At 69.5% G+C, this 16,543-nt stretch carries 16 protein-coding genes; 7 read left to right on the top strand and 9 right to left on the bottom strand.

Annotated elements, in window-relative coordinates:
• Nucleotides 1-73: 73 nt before the first annotated feature.
• From dapC to ACFXK0_RS11985, 3 genes are all read right to left on the bottom strand, one after another.
• Nucleotides 74-1,165, bottom strand: a complete 1,092-nt coding sequence (gene dapC / locus ACFXK0_RS11995; protein ID WP_379410106.1) for a succinyldiaminopimelate transaminase — start codon at nt 1,163-1,165, stop codon at nt 74-76.
• Complete coding sequence (gene fdxA / locus ACFXK0_RS11990) at nt 1,162-1,485, bottom strand: ferredoxin (protein ID WP_022566345.1); 324 nt, start codon at nt 1,483-1,485, stop codon at nt 1,162-1,164. Before fdxA ends, dapC begins: the two co-directional genes overlap by 4 nt.
• A gap of 107 nt (nt 1,486-1,592) precedes the next feature.
• Nucleotides 1,593-4,193 carry a bifunctional FO biosynthesis protein CofGH gene (locus ACFXK0_RS11985; protein ID WP_379410105.1) on the bottom strand — a complete coding sequence of 867 codons (2,601 nt, stop codon included), beginning with the start codon at nt 4,191-4,193 and terminating at the stop codon, nt 1,593-1,595.
• 150 nt (nt 4,194-4,343) lie between these two features.
• On the opposite strand from ACFXK0_RS11985, the gene ACFXK0_RS11980 reads away from it, so the two are divergent.
• The 3 genes from ACFXK0_RS11980 to ACFXK0_RS11970 all read left to right on the top strand — a co-directional run bounded on the left by ACFXK0_RS11980 (nt 4,344) and on the right by ACFXK0_RS11970 (nt 7,190).
• A complete protein-coding gene (locus ACFXK0_RS11980; protein ID WP_379410103.1) occupies nt 4,344-4,844 on the top strand; it encodes a PH domain-containing protein in 501 nt (166 codons plus the stop codon).
• A complete protein-coding gene (locus tag ACFXK0_RS11975; RefSeq protein WP_379410102.1) occupies nt 4,841-6,514 on the top strand; it encodes a PH domain-containing protein in 1,674 nt (557 codons plus the stop codon). Before ACFXK0_RS11980 ends, ACFXK0_RS11975 begins: the two co-directional genes overlap by 4 nt.
• Nucleotides 6,515-6,836: 322 nt before the next feature.
• Nucleotides 6,837-7,190 (top strand): DUF1622 domain-containing protein, encoded by a 354-nt coding sequence (locus ACFXK0_RS11970; protein ID WP_379410101.1) that lies wholly within the window; start codon nt 6,837-6,839, stop codon nt 7,188-7,190.
• Here ACFXK0_RS11970 and ACFXK0_RS11965 read toward each other — a convergent pair.
• The 4 genes from ACFXK0_RS11965 to typA all read right to left on the bottom strand — a co-directional run bounded on the left by ACFXK0_RS11965 (nt 7,187) and on the right by typA (nt 12,318).
• The gene (locus ACFXK0_RS11965) at nt 7,187-7,600 is read right to left on the bottom strand and encodes a hypothetical protein (protein WP_379410100.1); all 414 of its coding nucleotides are present in this window, start codon (nt 7,598-7,600) and stop codon (nt 7,187-7,189) included. The genes ACFXK0_RS11970 and ACFXK0_RS11965 overlap by 4 nt on opposite strands.
• A gap of 59 nt (nt 7,601-7,659) precedes the next feature.
• The gene (gene mshB / locus ACFXK0_RS11960; RefSeq protein WP_379410099.1) at nt 7,660-8,547 is read right to left on the bottom strand and encodes an N-acetyl-1-D-myo-inositol-2-amino-2-deoxy-alpha-D-glucopyranoside deacetylase; all 888 of its coding nucleotides are present in this window, start codon (nt 8,545-8,547) and stop codon (nt 7,660-7,662) included.
• Nucleotides 8,544-10,259 carry an ABC transporter family substrate-binding protein gene (locus tag ACFXK0_RS11955; RefSeq protein WP_379410164.1) on the bottom strand — a complete coding sequence of 572 codons (1,716 nt, stop codon included), beginning with the start codon at nt 10,257-10,259 and terminating at the stop codon, nt 8,544-8,546. Before ACFXK0_RS11955 ends, mshB begins: the two co-directional genes overlap by 4 nt.
• 154 nt (nt 10,260-10,413) lie before the next feature.
• Nucleotides 10,414-12,318 carry a translational GTPase TypA gene (typA, locus tag ACFXK0_RS11950; RefSeq protein WP_379410098.1) on the bottom strand — a complete coding sequence of 635 codons (1,905 nt, stop codon included), beginning with the start codon at nt 12,316-12,318 and terminating at the stop codon, nt 10,414-10,416.
• Between the two features lie 125 nt (nt 12,319-12,443).
• On the opposite strand from typA, the gene ACFXK0_RS11945 reads away from it, so the two are divergent.
• On the top strand, nt 12,444-12,620 hold the full coding sequence (locus ACFXK0_RS11945) for a hypothetical protein (protein WP_302872448.1): 177 nt from the start codon (nt 12,444-12,446) through the stop codon (nt 12,618-12,620).
• Nucleotides 12,621-12,673: 53 nt separating this feature from the next.
• Nucleotides 12,674-12,970: a 4a-hydroxytetrahydrobiopterin dehydratase gene (locus ACFXK0_RS11940; RefSeq protein WP_379410097.1), complete on the top strand. Its 297-nt coding sequence runs from the start codon at nt 12,674-12,676 to the stop codon at nt 12,968-12,970.
• A 4-nt stretch (nt 12,971-12,974) separates the two neighbouring features.
• Here ACFXK0_RS11940 and ACFXK0_RS11935 read toward each other — a convergent pair whose 3' ends face one another.
• Nucleotides 12,975-14,204, bottom strand: a complete 1,230-nt coding sequence (locus ACFXK0_RS11935; protein WP_379410096.1) for a mannosyltransferase — start codon at nt 14,202-14,204, stop codon at nt 12,975-12,977.
• Between the two features lie 267 nt (nt 14,205-14,471).
• Between ACFXK0_RS11935 and ACFXK0_RS11930 the strand changes: the two genes are divergently transcribed.
• Complete coding sequence (locus tag ACFXK0_RS11930; protein ID WP_379410095.1) at nt 14,472-15,251, top strand: hypothetical protein; 780 nt, start codon at nt 14,472-14,474, stop codon at nt 15,249-15,251.
• A 179-nt stretch (nt 15,252-15,430) separates the two neighbouring features.
• Nucleotides 15,431-15,790, top strand: coding sequence for a hypothetical protein (locus ACFXK0_RS11925; protein ID WP_379410094.1), 360 nt, complete (start codon nt 15,431-15,433; stop codon nt 15,788-15,790).
• 4 nt (nt 15,791-15,794) lie between these two features.
• Here ACFXK0_RS11925 and ACFXK0_RS11920 read toward each other — a convergent pair whose 3' ends face one another.
• The gene (locus ACFXK0_RS11920; RefSeq protein WP_379410093.1) at nt 15,795-16,505 is read right to left on the bottom strand and encodes a DUF1906 domain-containing protein; all 711 of its coding nucleotides are present in this window, start codon (nt 16,503-16,505) and stop codon (nt 15,795-15,797) included.
• Between the last annotated feature and the right edge of the window lie 38 nt (nt 16,506-16,543).

The following is a 16,543-nucleotide window of genomic DNA, read 5'->3' as shown; positions in this document are numbered from 1 at the left end:
GATCACCAGGCCACCAGGGAGACATCGCCCGAGAAGAAAAATCCCTGAAGGCCTGGTGATCTTGATTCGTGGCTCAGGCCAGGCGGGTGGCTGCTTCGGCGATGCGTTCGTCGGTGGCGGTGAGGGCGATCCGGACGTGTTCGGGGGAACGGGGGCCGTAGAAGTCGCCGGGGGCGGCGAGGATGCCGCGGTCGGCGAGCCACTGGAGGGTCAGGCGGCAGGGTTCGCCGCGGGTGGCCCAGAGGTAGAGGCCGGCTTCGGAGTTGTCGATGCGGAAACCGGCTGCCAGCAACGCCTTTCGGAGGATTTCGCGGCGGGCGCGGTAGCGTTCGCGCTGCTGGGCCTCGTGGGTGTCGTCGCTGAGGGCGGCGGTCATCGCGGCCTGGATCGGGAACGGCAGCATCATGCCGGAGTGCTTGCGCACCTCGAGCAGCTCGGCCACCAGTGCCGGATCACCGGCGACGAAACCCGCGCGGTAGCTGGCCAGGTTCGAGGTCTTCGACAGCGAGTGGATGGCCAGCAGACCGGTGTGGTCGCCGTCGCACACGCGCGGGTCGAGGATCGAGATGGCCTCGCCTTCCCAGGTCAGGCCCAGGTAGCACTCGTCGGAGGCGACGATCGCGCCGCGTTCGCGCGCGAAGGCGACGACCTTGCGCAGGTGCTCGATCGGCAGCACCTTGCCGGTGGGGTTCGACGGCGAGTTCACGAAGATCAGCGCCGGGTTCTGCGGGCCGATCTGGGTGAGACCGTCCGCGCGCCACGGCTTCGCACCGGCCAGCAGCACGCCGACCTCATAGGTCGGGTAGGCGATCTCGGGGATGACCACCAGGTCGTCGGCACCGAGACCGAGCAGCCGCGGCAGGCCGGCGATGAGCTCCTTGGTGCCGATCACCGGCAGCACCGCCGCGGGGTCGACACCGGTGATCCCGAACCGGCGCGCCAGCGCCGCGACGGCGGCGGCGCGCAGTTCCGGGGTGCCGTGCGTGGTCGGGTAACCGGGGACCTCGGCGACCGAGTTCAGCGCCGCCCGGATGAGCGGGTCGACCGGGTCGACGGGGGTGCCGACGGACAGGTCGACGAGCCCACCGGGATGCGCGGACGCCTTCTGTTTGAATCCGGCGATGGTGTCCCAGGGGAAATCAGGCAGCAGGCTGCTGACCCTCATTCTTCGGCCATGGGAGGCAGCGCCTTGATGAAGGCCGGGTCGTAGTCGACCTTGCCCACCTTGGTCGCGCCACCGGGGGAACCCAGCTCGTCGAAGAAGTCGACATTGGCGTTGATGTAACCGCTCCACTGGTCCGGAGTGTCGTCCTCGTAGAAGATCGCCTCCACGGGGCAGACCGGCTCACACGCACCACAGTCAACGCACTCGTCGGGTTGGATGTAGAGCATGCGACCACCCTCGTAGATGCAATCCACGGGGCACTCTTCGATGCACGCCTTGTCCTTCACGTCAACGCACGGTTCAGCGATGATGTACGGCACTGCCGTTCTCCTAGTCTGTCCTCACCTGCGGGGTTATCCGCCCCCGAAACCCTATCGCGTGACCTCACGTTACCCCCAGGTCAGCCTGCCCTAACCAGCGCCGTGAATCAGCCGATCGACAGCGTCAGCGGCACCGGTTTCGCCGTCACCGAACCGTAGACCGTCGTGCGTTCGCGCACCGGCCGCCCGATGCCCGCGGCGATCTCGGTGAGCTCGGCCACAGTCTTGGCCGAACCGTGCTGGGAACCGGCCATCCGCGAGATGGTCTCCTCCATCAGTGTGCCGCCCAGATCGTTGGCGCCGCCCGAGAGCATCGCCTGGGTACCGAGGGTACCCAGCTTGACCCAGCTGGTCTGGATGTTGTGGATGCGTCCGTGCAGCATGATCCGGGCCAGCGCGTGCACAGCGCGGTTGTCGCGGTTGGTCGGGCCGGGCCGGGCCGCGCCCGCCAGGTAGAGCGGGGCGCTCTGGTGCACGAACGGCAGCGGGACGAACTCGGTGAACCCGCCGGTCTCGTCCTGGATACCGCGCAGCACACGCAGGTGCCCGACCCAGTGCTTCGGGTTGTCGACGTGGCCGTACATCATCGTCGAGCTCGACGGGATGCCCAGCTGGTGCGCAGTGGTGATCACCTCGATCCAGGCCGAGGTGGGCAGTTTGCCCTTGGTGAGCACCCAGCGCACCTCGTCGTCGAGGATCTCCGCGGCGGTGCCCGGAATACTGCCCAGCCCAGCCTCTTTCAGCGCCGAGAGCCAGTCGTGGATGCTCTGCCCGCCGCGCGAGGCGCCGTTCACGATCTCCATCGGGCTGAAGGCGTGCACATGCATGTCGGGCACCCGGGCCTTGATGGCGCGGACCAGATCGGCGTACCCGGTGACCGGCAGTTCGGGGTCGATACCGCCCTGCATGCAGATCTCGGTGGCGCCGTCGACGTGGGCTTCCCAGGCGCGGTCGGCGACCTCGTCGGTGCTCAGGGTGAAGGCGTCGGCGTCGCCCTTGCGCTGGGCGAAGGCGCAGAACCGGCAGCCGGTGTAGCAGATGTTGGTGAAGTTGATATTGCGGTTCACCACATAGGTGACCTCGTCGCCGGAGACCTCGCGGCGCAGCTGATCGGCCAGTGCCGCGACAGCGTCCAGCGCGACACCGTCGGCCGTGGCCAGCGCCAGGTACTGCTCGTCGGAGAGCCCGGCCGGGTCCTGTTCGGCGGCGTGCAGTGCGGCGAGCACCTCCGAATCGAGGCGTTCCGGAGCGGTGACGGCCAGCTCACGGGCGTGTTCGCGGATGGTCTCCCAGTCGCCGAACGCGCCGACGAGCTCCTGGCCGAGGCCGGAGTCGCTGCGGCTGTCGGTCTTGCGGCCCTCGCTGTCGATGGCGGTGTTCAGGTCGACGCGACCGGCAGAATCCCACGACTCGTCGGGCTCCTGCCAGGGCAGTCCGACCGGCATCGCGTCGGGCCGTGCCAGGCCGGTCGCCGGATCGGTGAGCGCGTCGACGTGGGCGCCGATGCGCGGATCGATCCACGGATGACCGGCGCGCACATACTTCGGGTGCGCCGAGGTGCGCTCGACCAGGGTGTATCCGGCCGCCTCGGTAATCTCGCGCAGGGTGTCCAGATTCGGCCACGGCCGTTCCGGGTTGACATGGTCGACCGTCACCGGCGACACCCCACCCCAGTCGTCGATGCCGGCGTCGATCAGCGCGCGGCAATCGCTGTGCGAGACCAGATTCGGCGGCGCCTGCACCGGAACATCCGGGCCCAGCAGCAATCTGGTGACCGCGACCGCCGCCAGGAACTCGTCCATCCCGGCATCGGGGACATCGCGCATGGCGGTGTCGTTCTTGGCCCGGAAGTTCTGCACGATCACTTCCTGGATGTGCCCGAACTCGCGATGCTGCTTGCGGATGGCCATGATCGACTCGGCCCGCTCGGTGAGCGTCTCGCCGATGCCGACCAGGATGCCGGTGGTGTAGGGCACCGACAGCCGGCCCGCGTCGGTGATCGCGCGCAGCCGCACCGCCGGGTCCTTGTCGGGGCTGCCGTAATGGCATTCGCCCTTGTCGGTGAACAGCCTGGTCGAGGTGGTCTCGAGCATCATGCCCATCGACTGCGCGACCGGCTTGAGCCGGGCGATCTCGGCCCAGCTCATCACGCCGGGGTTCAGGTGCGGCAGCAGGCCGGTTTCCTCGAGCACCAGGATGGAGACCGCGCGCAGGTAGTCGAGGGTGGAGTCGTAGCCGCGTTCGTCGAGCCACTGCGCGGCCTCGGGCCAGCGGTCCTCGGGGCGGTCACCGAGGGTGAACAGGGCTTCCTTGCAGCCCAGCGCGGCCCCCGCGCGGGCGATCTCGAGCACCTCGTCGGGTTCGAGGAACATGCCTTTGCCCTCGGCGCGCAGCTTGCCGGGCACGGTGACGAAGGTGCAGTAGTGGCATTTGTCGCGGCACAGCTTGGTGAGCGGGATGAACACATTGCGCGAATAGCTGATGGTCCGCGGCCGCCCGGCCGATTCCAGGCCTGCGTCGCGGACCCGGGCCGCGCTCGCGCACAGATCGACCAGGTCGTCGCCGGTGGCGTGCAGCAGAACGGTGGCCTCGTCCACATTCAGGGTGACGCCGTCGCGCGCCCGGCGCAACGCCCGGCGCATGGCGGCGGGAGTCGGCGCCGGCAGCGGAACGCTGGGCTTCGGAAGATCGCTCACCCCGTCGATCATGCGCTATTTACCTCCAGAAGGTGCGGTCGGCCGGTCACAGCCGCCGGACGTGCACTCGTCGGTCGTCCTCGTCGCACGACAACCCCCGGCACGACCGTGGGTATTCCCGACTGGGTGAACTCGTCGTCCCCACATGGAACCATGGGCAGCATGTCACTGCCGCGCTCCACCATTCTGGCCGAACCGGCCTGGCGTCCGAGTTCCAAGGCCAAGCTGCTGTGGGCGCTGGAGAACGGGGTCGGGATCGTCGTGCTGATCGCGGTGTGGGTGGTGTGGTCGGTGCTCGACAGCGGCCATCGGGGCTGGCAGCAGCTCGCCGCGGTGGCCCTGGTGGCGCTGGCCGTGCTGGGGTTGGTGGTCGTGCCGCTGTGGCGCTACGCGGTGCACCGGTGGGAGGTCACCGACGAGGCGGTGTACACCCGGGTCGGGTGGTTGGACCAGGAATCGCGGGTCGCGCCGATCTCGCGGGTGCAGACCGTCGACACCGAGCGCGGACCGCTGGAACGGATGCTGGGGCTGGCGACGGTCACGGTGACCACGGCGTCCTCGGCGGGCGCGGTGAAGATCAGCGCGCTGGACCTGCCGGTCGCCGAACAGACCGTCGCCCGGCTGGCCGCCATCGCCGCCCAGCATCGTGGGGACGCCACGTGAGTGTGGTGGCGCCGCAGCAGTGGCAGCGGCTCGATCCCCGGATGCTGCTGGTGTATCCGGTCACCGAGATCATGAAATACATTCCGGTGCTGCTCGGTTCGGTGATCGTCGGCACGACCAGCGGTAACCCGCTGTGGACCCTGATCCCGGTGACGCTGGTCGCGGCCTACGGTGTCGCGCGCTGGTTCACCACCTCCTATCGCATCGATGCCGACCATGTGCAGTTGCGTTCCGGGATCATCCAGCGGCGCACCCTGTCGGTGCCGCGCCCACGGATCCGGTCGGTGGATGTGGAAGCCGATCTGCTGCACCGGATGCTGGGGCTGGCGGTGCTCGCGATCGGCACCGGCAAACAGACCGGCAAGGGCGATGAGTTCAAGCTCGACGCGCTCGACACCAGCCGGATCCCGGCCCTGCGGGCCGAATTGCTCTCGCACACCGGGCAACCCGGTCCAGCGGCCGGTGAAGCTGCTGCGGTTCCCCATGTTTCGCCGCACGACGCGGCCGCCGAATCCGGCACCGAGATCGGGCACTGGCAGGCCGCGTGGGTGCGCTACGCGCCGCTGTCGCTGACCGGACTCGCGATCGTCGCGCCGATCGCGGGCCTGGGCGCCCAGTACGGGCTCATCGATGTGGTCTCGGATATGACCGCGGTGCAGCACCTCGACGACGACAGTGCCTCGATCGTCGCGATCGTGGTCACCGGGTTGACGGTGCTTTCGCTGCTGCTGGTCAGCCTGGCGGCGTGCGGGCAGTACATCGCCACCTGGTTCGGTCTGCGCGTCCTCGACAACGGCAGCACGCTGCACCTGCGTCACGGGCTGTTCACGACCCGGCAGATCACCCTGGACCTGGCCCGCTTCCGCGGTGCGACGCTCAATGAACCGCTGCTGTTGCGAGCTGCCCGCGCCGCGCAGCTGGAAATGATCATGACGGGCGAGAATCCGCAGCAGAAGATCCTGCCCCAGGCCCCGCGCAGCGCGGTCGAACGCACCCTCGACGAACTGCTGCGCAACCGTCGCCGACCGGCGGCGAGGGCACTGGTGGACGTGAGCCCGGCACCGGCGACAGATCCGCCGACGTCACTCGACGTCGCACCGGGAACGACGGGCTCCCCGATCGACACGCCGACCGCCCGCGCTGCCGGAGACAGGCACGAAAACGTCAGCCACGACCGGGACCGGATCACCGGCGCCACCTTGGGCACCATCGCCCTGCACCGCCACGGCCCCGCCGCCCGCCGGCGCCGCTACACCAAGGCCGCGTGGCCGGTGGGCGGCCTGGTCGCGGTGATGCTGCTCGTCGGCTGGATCGGCGGCGACATCCCCGGCTGGACCTGGACCCTGCCGGTCCTGCTCACCCTCGCCATGGCCGCCCTCGCCGAAGACCGCTACCGCGGCCTCGGCCACCGCGTCCTGCCCGGCACCACCGGCCCGACCTGGCTGATCACCCGCCGCGGCAGCCTCGACCGCAACCGCGACTGCCTCGAAGCCCCCGGCATCATCGGCTGGACGGTCCGCCAGACCTTCTGGCAACGCCGCTCCGGCCTTGCCACCGTCGTCGCGGCCACCGCCGCAGGCAAGAAGGCCTACCTCGTCGTCGACATCCCCCTGGACCAGGCCTACGCCCTCATCGAGGAGGTCACCCCAGGCCGGCTCGGCCACCGCTGACCCGAGCCGGGCCGTGCCCCTGCACGAGAGCGCGGCGACGACTGCCGGTGGGCGCCGAGCGACGACCGGGCCCTGTTCGTGAACCGGCGCGAATGCCGATGGCCACCGGACGCCGACCGGGCCCTGTTCGTGAACCGGCCCGAGTGCCGATGGCCACCAGGCATCGACCGGGCCCAGTTCGCGGACCGGCGCGAATGCCGATGGCCACCGGACGCCGCCGGGCCCTGCCCTTGGACTGGCGCGAGTGTCCGGTCGCTGCTCTGGCGGGCGCGGGCGTAGCCTTCGGGAAAGCTCGCCTGGTCGTTGACGCTAGGGGTGATTCGTGGAGTTCTCCGAGGTTGTCGAAACCGCGGGAAAGGTCCTCGACGGGGCCGGGGTGGTCGCGATCGTGCTCGGGGCGCTGATCGCGACCGTGCGGTTCGGGCGGGAGTTGAGGGCGCGGGCGGAGTTCGATCCCGCGTACCGGTCGTATCGGCAGGGTCTGGGACGGGCCATTCTGCTGGGACTGGAATTCCTGGTGGCGGGCGACATCATCCGCACGGTGGCGATCGCGCCGAGTTTCACCAGTGTCGGGGTGCTCGCGCTGATCGTGCTGGTACGGACCTTCCTCAGTTACTCCATGCAACTGGAACTGACCGGTCGGTGGCCGTGGCAGACGGTGAAGACCAGCAGCTAGGTCGAGCGGAAGACGTTCGCGTTGGAGCGGTAGTAGAGGTAGGCGACCGGGGGCAGCACACCGCAGGCCAGCAGCAGCAGGGTGCGGCCGTCGCTGGCCAGCAGGATGTCGCCACCGGGACCGCGCGAGGCGGCGACCAGAAACCCGAAGACCCACACCACGATCGGGGCGAAGGCGAAGCCGAGCCGGCCGGTCACCGATTCCATGCCGTAGACCAGCGCGACATTGATCGGCGCGGCCAGCAAGGCCGAGATCGGGACCGGCACCGACCCGATGTACAGCGGCAGGAACAGCACCTCGACGGCCAGCGTGAGCAATGCGTTGAACAGCATCAGCACGACGATGAGTCCCGCGAGCACCGGGTCGGGCAACGCGGGCAGACGCCGGGCGAGGGCGGGCTGGTCGGTCATGCGGCCGAGTCTATTCGGCCGCCGCGCCAGACCGGCTCACGCTGGCGCGAGGCCACCGCTCAGTCCAGGCCGGCGAACAGATCGTGCTCGCGGCCGTCGGCACCGACCGGGCCGAGCGTCCCACGCACCAGCCGGAAATGTTCCACCGGCAGCACCGGCAGGGCGATGTTGTTGGACAGCGCGAACTCCCGGCCGCTGGGCGCGACGGTGACCTGGGTGGCGTGCGCGCGCAGGGCGGCGCGTTTGGCCGCGGCCACCTCGGAGACGTCGACCAGGGTGGTCGCGGTGTCGGTCGACACCGCGGCCAGCTCGGCCTCGATCGGCAATCGCCAACCGGCAGGTAGCGCGCCGGGCAGTTCGTCGACGGTGCGGCGGGCCAGCGCGGCGGTGTGCTGGCGCAGCAGCTCGCTGTCGGTGACGGTCCAGTAGAACTTGGGTACGTCCCAGCCCTGTTCGGCCGCGGCGGCGACCGCGGCGGTGGTGATCCGGTGGGCGCGGATGTGGTCGGGGTGGCCGTAGCCGCCGTTCGGGTCGTAGGTGACCACCACCCGCGGGCGCAGCTCCAGGATCACCGCGACGAGCTCGTCGACCGCGGCGTCCCCGGAGTTCACGAAGGCGCGCGGATGCTCGGCCGACGGCGTACCGGCCATGCCGGAGTCCCGCCACCGGCCCGCACCGCCGAGGAACCACGGCTCGCCGGCGTCCAGCGCGGCCAGCGCGGCGGTGAGCTCGCCGACGCGATAGCCGCCGAGCTGGTCGGCCTCGGCGGCGATCAGCCGCGCCCAGCGCTGTCCGATCACCTCGCCTTCCTCACCGAGCGTGCAGGTCACCACGGTCACCGGGACGCCACGGCGCCGGTAGTGCGCGATGGTGCCGCCGGTGGTGAGCGACTCGTCGTCGGGATGGGCGTGCACCAGCAGCAGGCCACCGGTCTCGCGAGTTGTCATGGGAGCCTCCGCCATTGGGCCGTGTCGCCGAAGACGCCGATCTGGATGGCACCCGACAGCGACACCCCGTCGACGCGCGGACCGGCTGCCGCGACCACGTTGTCCTGCACGATCGGCAGCACCGTCCACAGCTCCCACAGCCGCGGCTCGGCCTCGGCCAGGATCCGCCCGACGTCGATACCGCGCAGCGCATCGTCGATCGAGGGCTGCAGCGCCGGGTCGCACACGCCGCCGATGTTGCTGGGCGCCTTGCGATACGCCTCGGCCGCTGCCAGGGCCGCACTGTCGGCGCCGGGCACCTCCGGCGGCGGGCAGCCGTAACGCGAGGCCAGCACGGTCGCCGGATCGTCACCGGCCAGTTCCCAGCCGACGATCGCGTCGATCGCCGATTCGGTGAGGTCCTTGCCGTAGAGCTCGTCGGCCGCGACGCCACGGACGGTGGCATCGATACCCGCGCTGCGCAATTGGTCGGCGGCGGTATTGGCCACCGCCAGCGCCGTCGCGTCCTCGTTCACCGCGCCGATCCGGATCGACAGGCCTTTGCCGTTGCGCGCCACCGAGCGTGGCTGCGGCGCGGGCGAGGTCGGCGAGCCGGTCTGCGGGGTCTCCGGCGCGCGCCCGAATCCGGCTTCGGCCAGCAGCGCGAAGGCTTCCTCGGTGTTCAGCCGGGGCGGCGCGGTCGCGACATAACCCGGGGCCGACGGCGGAAGTACCTGGGCGCGAGCGGGTTCCACCCAGCCGCCGGACTGCGCGCCGACGGTGGCCAGCAGGGCCGGGTCGAGCAGCGACAGCACGGCCTTGCGCACCCGCACGTCGGTGAGGTCACCCGAGCGGCCGTTGAGCGCCAGTTGCAGCTCACGTGCCTGCGGCATGATCGTGGTCCGCACCGACGGGATGGCGGCCAGCTGCGCCTGCGTCGCCACGCCGCCGTGCACCAGCGCCATCTGCGCGTCACCGGTGCGCAGCGATTCGGCCAGCTGCGAGGCAGTTCCGCCGCGGCGCAACAGGATCTGGTCCGGTGCGGCCGGGGTACCCCAGAAGCGGTCGTTGCGTTCGAGCAGGATCTCGTCGCGTCCGCGATCGACCGATTTGATCGTGAAGTTGCCGCCCGACACCGGAATCCGGTCGACCAGCCCACTGGTGAACCCGCCCGGCGAATCCTTCACCAGATGCGAGGGCAGCAGATTGGCGAACAGTTCCCGCCACGCCGGATAGGGATGCGCCAGCGTCACGGTGACTGTTTTGCCGCCACCGGAGGACCCGACATCGGTGATCAGCCGATAACCGGCCGGATCGACCACGCCGGGCTGGGTGACCATCTGTTGCCACAGGAACCGGAAGTCCTCGGCCGCGATGGGCGCGCCGTCGGACCAGTTGGCCTGGTTGCGCAGGACATAGGTGATGGTGAACGGCTCCTGGGCCGTGACCTCGGCCGACTCGATCAGCGAGGCGTCCGGCATCCAGGCGACTTCACCGGGCACGGCCGTCGGCGCGGGCCGGAACGGGCTCGGCAGCACCATCGAACTCACCGCGTTCGTCGCCGGCGACTGATCCGAGCGCAGATGCGGATTGAAACCGATGCCGATGTCGTCGATCGCGACCACGACGGTGTTCTTCCCCGGCTTGGCCTGGGTGGTCTTGGGGGAATCGGTGCTCTCGATCGGCGGGGGCGGATTCGCGGTGCAACCGGCGAGGACCACCGAAGCGGTCATCGCCACCAACGCTGCGCGCCACTTCGCGCGTTTGACCCCCGAACTCACGTCCGGCACTCTACCTGCCCCATCTGTCCGGGGGCACGCACGCGCACCCCACCGAAACGAACGAGGGGACGGCACCGAAGCACCGTCCCCTCGACTCGAGTACTACCTAGGAACCGGCGGCCGCACGGTCGCGCGCCTTGCGACGCGACAGATCGCGGGCACGCTCGTTGGCGCCGAGCACGACCTTACGCACCCGGACCACCTCCGGGGTGACCTCCACGCACTCGTCACCGGCACAGAACTCCATCGCCAGTTCGAGGTCCAGGGTCAGCGGCTTGGCCAGGGTCTCCATCACGTCGGCGGTCGCGCTGCGCATGTTCGTCAGCTTCTTCTCGCGGGTGACGTTGATGTCGAGATCCTCGGCACGCGGGTTGATGCCGACGACCATGCCCTCGTAGGTGTCGGCGCCCGGCTCGACGAAGAACTGACCGCGGTCGGCCAGCTGGATCATCGCGAACGGGGTGACGGTGCCGGCGCGGTCCGACACCAGCGAACCGGTGTGGCGGGCGCGGATCTCACCGGCCCACGGCGCGTAACCGTGCGAGACGGCGTTGGCGATGCCGGTGCCGCGGGTCTCGGTGAGGAACACGGTGCGGAAGCCGATCAGGCCACGCGAGGGGACGATGAACTCCATGCGCACCCAGCCGGCGGCGTGGTTGCTCATCTGCACCATCTTGCCCTTGCGGGCGGCCAGCAGCTGGGTGATCGCACCCAGGTACTCGTCGGGGCAGTCGATGGTCAGTTCTTCGAACGGCTCGTGCACCTTGCCGTCGACCTGCTTGGTGACCACCTGCGGCTTGCCGACGGTCAGCTCGAAGCCCTCGCGGCGCATCTGCTCGACCAGGATGGCCAGCGCCAGCTCACCACGGCCCTGCACCTCCCAGGCGTCGGGACGGCCGATGTCGAGCACGCGCAGCGACACGTTGCCGATCAGTTCGGAGTCCAGGCGCGACTTCACCATGCGGGCGGTCAGCTTGTGGCCCTGCACCCGGCCGACCAGCGGCGAGGTGTTGGTGCCGATGACCACCGAGATGGCGGGCTCGTCGACGGAGATGCGCGGCAGCGCGACCGGGGTGTCGATGTCGGCGAGGGTGTCGCCGATCATGATGTCCGGGATGCCGGCGATGGCGACGATGTCACCGGCGACGGCGACCTCGCCCGGCTGACGCTCGACACCGACGGTCTGCAGCAGCTCGGTGATCTTGACCTGCTTGGCGCCTTCGGCGTTGATCCAGGTGACGTTCTGGCCCTTGCGCAGCTCGCCGTTGTGGATGCGGACCAGGGCCAGACGGCCCAGGAACGCCGAGGCGTCGAGGTTGGTGACGTGCGCCTGCAACGGCGCGTCCACATTGCCCTTGGGCGCCGGGATGTTGTTGAGCAGCACGTCGAACAGGGCGTCGAGGTTCTCGGCGTCGGGCGCCTGACCGTTCTCGGGACGCTCCTTGGAGGCCTTGCCCTCGCGGCCGGAGGCGTAGAGGACCGGCAGGTCCAGCGCCAGTTCGGCGGCTTCAGCGGCCTCGTCGTCGAGGTCGGAGGCCAGGTCGAGCAGCAGATCGTGCGACTCCTCGACGACCTCTTCGATGCGCGCGTCCGGGCGGTCGGTCTTGTTGACCACCAGGATCACCGGCAGCTTGGCCGAGAGCGCCTTGCGCAGCACGAACCGGGTCTGCGGCAGCGGGCCCTCGGACGCGTCGACGAGCAGCACGACGCCGTCGACCATGGACAGGCCGCGCTCGACCTCACCACCGAAGTCGGCGTGGCCGGGGGTGTCGATGACATTGATGACGGTGACGGAACCGTCGGGGTGGTGCCGGTGCACCGCGGTGTTCTTGGCGAGAATGGTGATGCCCTTCTCGCGCTCGAGATCTCCGGAGTCCATGACCCGGTCGACCAGTTCGGCTCGCTCTGCGAACGCGCCCGACTGACGAAGCATGGCGTCGACCAGCGTCGTCTTGCCGTGGTCGACGTGGGCCACGATGGCGACGTTGCGAAAATCGCGTGTAGACGACACGCCTCAATCCTCCTGCTGTTGGTGTATTCGGCGCGCATTCCACTGGCATCGCGGCCGGTTACACCGTACCGGTACCGCGGTGGCGGGCACGTGTCAGGCTTTGTACTTAGGCTACGCTAACCCGCATGGGCAAGGTGAAGGCCAAGAAGGTGTCGAGCCTGAAGCCGAAGAAAAAGTGCTGCAGGAAGAAGACGCGCTGCTTCAAATGCCCCGTGGTCATCATGCGGATGAAGAAGGCCGAGGCCGCCGGTGTGTGCGGCAAGGATCTCAAGAAAGCGCTGAAGAAAGCGCGTGCCGCCTGACGCTGTGACGACGGGCGATGCGCGCTGCCCGGAACCGGCGTAGAACTGCACGTATGGGTACTCCGAAACCGGCGTTGCTCTCCGATCCCGAGATCACCATTGCCCTGGCCACTCTCCCGGAGTGGACCCGCGACGGTGCCGCGATCACCCGCACGGTGCAGGCGCCGAGCTTTCCGGCCGGCATCGAGCTGGTGCGCAAGGTCGCGGTGGCAGCCGAGGCTGCCGATCATCATCCCGATATCGATATCCGCTGGCGCACATTACGTTTCACGCTGAGCACACACTCGGCGGGCGGGCTCACCGGGCGCGACACCGCGCTGGCGCACAAGATCGACGAGATTCTCGGCTGACCGCTCAGCCCGCGGGCACCTCGGCCGGTTTGCGGCCGAGCGAGCCCAGCTGCGCCCGCAGCGTGTCGCGGCCACGCCAGATCAGCCAGCCGAACAGCACGAACACCCCGATGACGTCCACCGCGCCCAGCCAGGCCAGCGGCCACGGCCGCGGAATGGTCCAGATGGTCGGCTGCGCGAACGAGAGCACCCACGGCACACCGACCAGCATCGTCAGCACCCAGAACCCGGCGATGAGCCGCGCGGTCCGCTCCCCGCGCAGCGGTCCGTAGAGCAGCCACAGCACGGTCGGGATCAGCCACACCCAGTGGTGTGACCAGGAGATCGGCGAGATCATCAGCCCGAACAGCTGCACCAGCACCAGCGTGCCGAGCCGGTCGTCGGGACCGAGGGTGCGCCAGGCCAGCACCGCGAGCACGGCGGTGACCAGCACCGCGGCCAGCCACCACGGCCCGGATTGCACGTCGTGGCCGAGGATCCGGCTCAACGTCCCGCGCAGTGACTGATTCCACACCGAACCCACCGGCCCGATCCGGTCGGCGTCGCCGAGCAGCGTGCCGAAGTAGCGCCGGGCCTCGTGGGCGTTGATGAGGAAGCTCACCGCGACCGTCAGCCCGAAGGCCGCGGCCGACCACAGCACCGTCGCCCAGCGGCGGCGGGCGACGAAGTACAGACCGGTGATGGCGGGGGTCAGCTTGATCCCGGCGATCACCCCGACCAGCGTGCCGGAGATCCACCAGCGCGCGCTGCGCACCGCCAGCATCGCCCCGAACACCAGGAACACATTGACCTGGCCGTAGTCGATGGTCGTGCGCACCGGCTCGAGCCAGACACCCAGCGCGGTCCAGCCGACCGCGAGGGCGAGCCAGCGGGTCTGCCCGGCGCGCTCGCGCCCGACCAGCAGTTCCAGGCTGATCCGGATCACGCCGTAGAGCGCGGCCACCGTGGCCAGCATCCAGCCGACCGCCACCAGCGTGAACGGCAGATAGTGCAGCGGGAAGAAGACCAGCGCGGCGAAGGGCGGATAGGTGAACGGGAGCGGGAAATCCGGGGTCACCTCGGAGTAGGTGAAGTCGTAGAGCCGATCGGTGAGCAGCGAGGCCGAACCGTCCACGTAGACGTGCAGATCGACGACATTGAGCCCGTTGGGCGCGAACAGCATCCAGGCCAGCCGGGCCAGCACGGACAATCCGAGCAGCACGAGGGCCCATCGGAGATGTCTGTTCGGTGCCATGGTGGGTCAACCTTAACCGGGCTCGCACGCGCGCCCACGCGCGCGGGTTCGACCAGCCACGATCGACATCATCGGTAACATTTGCATCAACATCCCCAGCTGTAACACCGCCCGGGGTTAGCGTCGATGAACACTGTTTCGGGTAGGTGCGCGACATCGGGCCGGGCGGCTGTACAACACAGCGGCGTAGTCCCTAGAGTGACCCCGACATAGACGGGTCAGACACCCTCGTCCCATCGCAACACCGAGGTAAGGACGGCTAGACCAGTGCTTCGTAGCCGAGGATCGCGGATCGCAACGACCGCTCTCGCCATCGCGGCCAGCGCCATGCTCGCCGCACCGGCGTCGACCATCGCCGCCCCCGCGCCCGCCCCCCAGGCAGCGCCGATCAGCGTTCCGATGGTCCCCGAGGGCGTCCCGGTCGACGCGCTCGCCGCCTTCGCCCCCGCCGTCGCCGGTCTGATCGCGGGCCCGGCCGATATCGCCAGCCCGCAGACCGCCCTGCTCGACCAGGCGCGCGCCCTGCTGGCCACGCTGAACCTGCCGCCCGCCATCAAGTCCACCCTCGAGCGGATCATCACCTTCCTCGACGGCAGCGGTGGCGGCGGTCCCGAGATCCCCGAGGACGGGCCGGTCATCGCCCAGTTCCTGTACCCGACCATCGGCAAGGGCTGCATCGGCGACGGCGCCGACTCGGTCGGCACCGCGCTCGCGGTCGCCGGTCCGGCCCAGCTCCCCCCGCCCGGCCCCGCCGCCGGTCAGGCCGGTTTCGTGTTCACCGCGCTCGGCACCAAGGCGCCGACCGCCGAACAGAACCCGCCGATGACGGTGCAGTGGCTCAACCTCGACACCCGCCAGTCCGCGATCCAGACGCTGACCGACGAGGCCAAGATCAACCCCGGTGGCCCGGCCACGCTGTCGGCCATCGCGAACACCGGCCACGGCCGGGTCGTCGCGGTGGTGTCGGGCTCACTGACCACCGCCGCCGAGGGCGCCGCCCCGCGCACCTGCTCGTTCATGCCGACCCTGGGCTTCTTCACCGTCTAAGCGACCTGTGCCGCCTCTCCGCGATTTCTGGCCAGACTCAGGAGCGGGGGGACGTGCGTTGGCGGCAAGACAATGGCGGTGGCTGGGTTAGCTCGTGCCCGGTGAGTTACCCATGTGCTCACGTTGATCAGTGGTCCCGTGGGGTTTCCGCTGACCGCGCGCTGTGGTAGACCGAGACGATGGCGACCAACCAGAGTTCTGCACAGGACCTTCGGTCGATTCGGAGCAGGCGTTCGCACCGCTCCATCTTGTCCTGGCGGTCCGAAGGGTCGATTCTGTCGATCGGGTCGGCCTATTCGATTCTGTCGATCGGGAGCGTCGGCTCGGTGTTGTCGATCGGGTCGATCGGCTCGCTCGGGTCGGCGATCTCGTCGGGCTCGTTCCTGAGCATCGGTTCGGCACTGTCAGGGCTGTCCCGCTGGTCGCTGCTGTCGTGGCGTGGGGTGCTGGCCGAACCCGAGGCCAGGCCGGCGCTGCGGGTCGTCCCGGACGACGAACCCGAGCTGCGGGTGGCGCCGACCTGCCACTGCCAGACCTAGCGGTTCACCACTGGCCGTAGTCCGAGGCCAGCACCCGGTTCAGGTCGACACCCACGCCGTCGATGCTGCGCTGGTCGATCTCGAACTGGTGCAGATGCGCCTCGGGATGCACGTAGCCCTTCGGCGTGCCCCAATTGTGCTGCCAGAACCAGGAAGCCAGGCCCGCGTCGAGCGCGCGATCGATGGTCGGGGTGTTGGCGTAGATGCCGACCAGGTCGCGGCCCAGCACCGACTCCCAGCCCTCGATATAGGGCGCGATCATCTCGGTGAAGTCGTAGTCGTCGGGGTTGTCGTCGATCGAGGCGTAGATCGGCGCCGAGTCGGGACCGCCAGCCGCGCTGTGCAGTTCCCAGCCGCGCTCGGCGCAGCGCTTGCCCGCTTCCCGGCCGCCACGCCAATCGGCGGTCGGGCCCTTGCCGAACTGGTAGTTGGACACGATCGAGAGCCCTTCCGACCAGAGGTCCTCGACCTCGCCCGCCAGCAGCGGCTTGCCCGCCATCCATTCCGCGCCGGGCCTGCGATCGGAGACGTAGCGGATCACGCCGATATGCCCGGCCTCGCGGATCGCGGCCGCCGACGGCACGCCCCCGGCGTAATCGACCATGGTGCCGAAGGATCGGGCGGCGGCGGGCGCGGTGGACAGACCGAGCCCGACCGTGGCCGCGGCGGCGGCGACACCGAAGAAGCCGCGCCGGCTCACAGGGACAGAACGCATCGCAGGACTCCTTTACGCAGGCCTCGAACGTTCACTCA

The organism is Nocardia sp. NPDC059177 (genome assembly GCF_042755165.1).
Taxonomy (GTDB): domain Bacteria; phylum Actinomycetota; class Actinomycetes; order Mycobacteriales; family Mycobacteriaceae; genus Nocardia.
This window is presented reverse-complemented; position numbering and strand designations above follow the sequence as displayed.